The organism is Pantoea sp. CTOTU49201 (assembly GCF_032054795.1).
Taxonomy (GTDB): domain Bacteria; phylum Pseudomonadota; class Gammaproteobacteria; order Enterobacterales; family Enterobacteriaceae; genus Pantoea; species Pantoea symbiotica.
In genome coordinates this window covers 1-2,510 of the sequence record NZ_DAMBSA010000533.1, presented here as the reverse complement: position 1 = coordinate 2,510, position 2,510 = coordinate 1, and the positions used below count along the sequence as shown (strand labels likewise).

General features: G+C 58.2%; 2 protein-coding genes and 1 pseudogene. All 3 read left to right on the top strand.

The features are described 5' to 3' along the window. A pseudogene (locus RTY00_RS23365) lies at positions 1–193 on the top strand (D-2-hydroxyacid dehydrogenase); the annotation flags it as partial. Between the two features lie 117 nt (positions 194–310). Continuing rightward, on the top strand, positions 311–1,207 hold the full coding sequence (locus RTY00_RS23360) for a transporter substrate-binding domain-containing protein (protein WP_179452880.1): 897 nt from the start codon (positions 311–313) through the stop codon (positions 1,205–1,207). 55 nt (positions 1,208–1,262) lie between these two features. Beyond that, the coding region (locus tag RTY00_RS23355) for an ABC transporter permease subunit (RefSeq protein ID WP_312666553.1) at positions 1,263–2,510 on the top strand (1,248 nt) is incomplete at its 3' end.

Here is a 2,510-nt window from a genome sequence, read left to right as displayed (position 1 = left end):
CTATCCGCAAGAGCCGTTACCCGCCGACGACCCGCTGTGGCACACGCCCGGCGTAGTAATGACGCCGCACTGCAGCCTCGACGATCACAGCGCCTATCTCGCCGGATGCCTTGAGGTGTTTATCGATAACCTGGCGCGTTTCCGCCACGGGCAACCGCTGCGTAATCAGGTTGATCCGGCTCGCGGTTATTAACCTCCGAAATTTCCGTAGGGTCGCCATTCATGGCGACCATCTAAAAAAAGCACCAAAGACGTTCATAAATCACAAGGTCATCGCTTTCTCATTCACCAGCATCAGGGGAACCTTATTATGAAATTTGCACGCACTGCTTTGTTAATCTCTGGTCTCAGCGGCAGCTTACTGGCGGGCCTCTCCAGCGCCCACGCAGCCAGCACCGATCCCATCACGCCAACCGCCAGCGACTTCGCGGCGATGGCGCAGTGCAAAACACTGCAAACCAAATATCCGTCGCTGAAAGGCAAAGATCTGGTGGTTGGCCTTGGCGGCTACACCAAAGGCTTTGAAGCGCCATCGGAAAAAGATCCCAGCATCATTGAAGGTCTCGATCCTTCCCTGTTCGAGCGCATCAGCAGCTGCCTCGGCGCGAAACACAGCTACCAAAGCGGCTCATTCAACGTGCTGCTCACCTCAATCTCCAGCGGACGCGCCGATATCGGCCCGATGCTTTACGTCACCGAAGAGCGCATGAAGCAGATCGCCTTTGTCGCCTCGATGCAGGTGCAGGATGGTTCGGTGCTGGCGCAAGGCAACCCGAAGAAAATCAACAGCGTCGATGATCTGTGCGGCAAAACCGTCGCCGCCGCAGCGGGTTCCTACGAAGCCAACAAACTGGTGCCGGAGCAAAGCGCCAAATGCAGCGCTGCCGGTAAGCCCGAAGTGAGCATGCTGATGGTGCAGAACACCGACAACAGCATTCAGGCGGTAAAAAGCGGTCGCGCGGACGTTTACCTGACCGAAGCCGGTTCAGCCATTGCCATAGCCAAAGCGGACAAATCGCTGCAAAGCGGCTTCACCGTGGATCTGCCGATCATGGTTGGCTTCCCGATCGCTAAAGACAACGCCACGCTGCGCGCAGCGGTGCTGGACGCTATGAAGGTGATTCAGGAGAGCGGCGCACAGAAAAAACTGCTGGATTACTGGGGCCAGGGCAGCGCTGCCGAACGTCCGGTGGTTGCGCGTGGTTAATGCATAAACTCAGCCGCCTCGGTGACTAAACCGAGGCGTTGAGGAGGATAACGCCTTGGATGATTTTCTTAAGTACCTGACTTTCCCCTACTTGTGGGAAGGCGCTGTCATCGCCGTGCAGCTGTTGGTTGGCGCGCTAGCGGGCGGCATTTTGATTGGCTTTTTCCTGGCGTTAGCCAGCAGCTCAAAGCACTGGTTTATTCGCGTACCGGTGAAAATCTACATCTATACGCTGCGCGGCACGCCGGTGCTACTGCAGCTGATTTTGCTGTACAACGTGCTGCCGGAATTTGGTCTGCGTTTGAGCCCGTTCACCAGCGCCCTTGTCGCGCTGATGATCAACGAAACCGCCTTCTGCGCCGAAATCATTCGCGGCGGCATTATGGCGACCGATCGCGACCAAAGCATGGCAGCGCAGGCGTTCGGTTATTCGCGCAGCAAAGAGATGATTCACGTTGTGATCCCGCAGGCGCTGCGCGCCATTCTGCCCACCATGGGCAATGAAACCGTGGGCTTGCTGAAATCCACTTCGCTGGCTTCGGTGGTGGGCGTCAATGAGTTGACGATGCGCGGCCAGGCGATTGTGTCGCAAAATTTCCTGTTTATTCCGGTGCTGGTCGCGTCGGGCGGCATCTACCTGATTCTTTCCACGCTGCTGGCGGGCGGTCAGTGGTGGCTGGAGAAGTTCTACAACCTTGATGAACGTGCGCGTCGGGCACGCGCGCGCCTGGCGAAACTGCCGCCGGAAGCGGAAGTGATGCCGATGCAGCTACCAAAACGACGCTGGGATACGCAAACCGCCGCGCCGGTGCTGGAAGTGGATCAGCTGTGCGTTGAATACGCTGGTAAAGCGGTGCTGAAATCGCTGTCGTTAACCGTACGTCGCGGCGAAGTGGTGGTGTTGCTCGGTCGCTCCGGTTCGGGCAAAAGTACGCTGCTGAAATCGATTCTGGCGCTGACGCCACGCAGCAGCGGCACCATTCAAACCGAAGGCCACTTTATGGGCAGCGACGAAAACGGTCGTGCGCTGGCGCAGCGTCATCTGCCGCTGAACCGCGCCAAATCAGGCATTGGCATCGTGTTCCAGCACTTCGCGTTGTTCGATCACCTCACCGCGCTGGAAAACGTAATGAGCATTCTGCTGCGCGTGCAGGGCGCACAGCCGGAAATCGCGCGCGGCAAAGCGATGCGCGCGTTGAAAATGGTAGGACTCGGAGATTTCGCCGCCTCGCTGCCGCATGAACTTTCTGGCGGACAGAAGCAGCGCGTCGGCATTGCGCGCGCGCTGGCGGCAGAACCGCAA

Coding starts and splice junctions, on each gene's coding strand:
- RTY00_RS23360 (WP_179452880.1), top strand. CDS start 311: ATGAAATTTGCACGCACTGCTTTGTTAATCTCTGGTCTCAGCGGCAGC.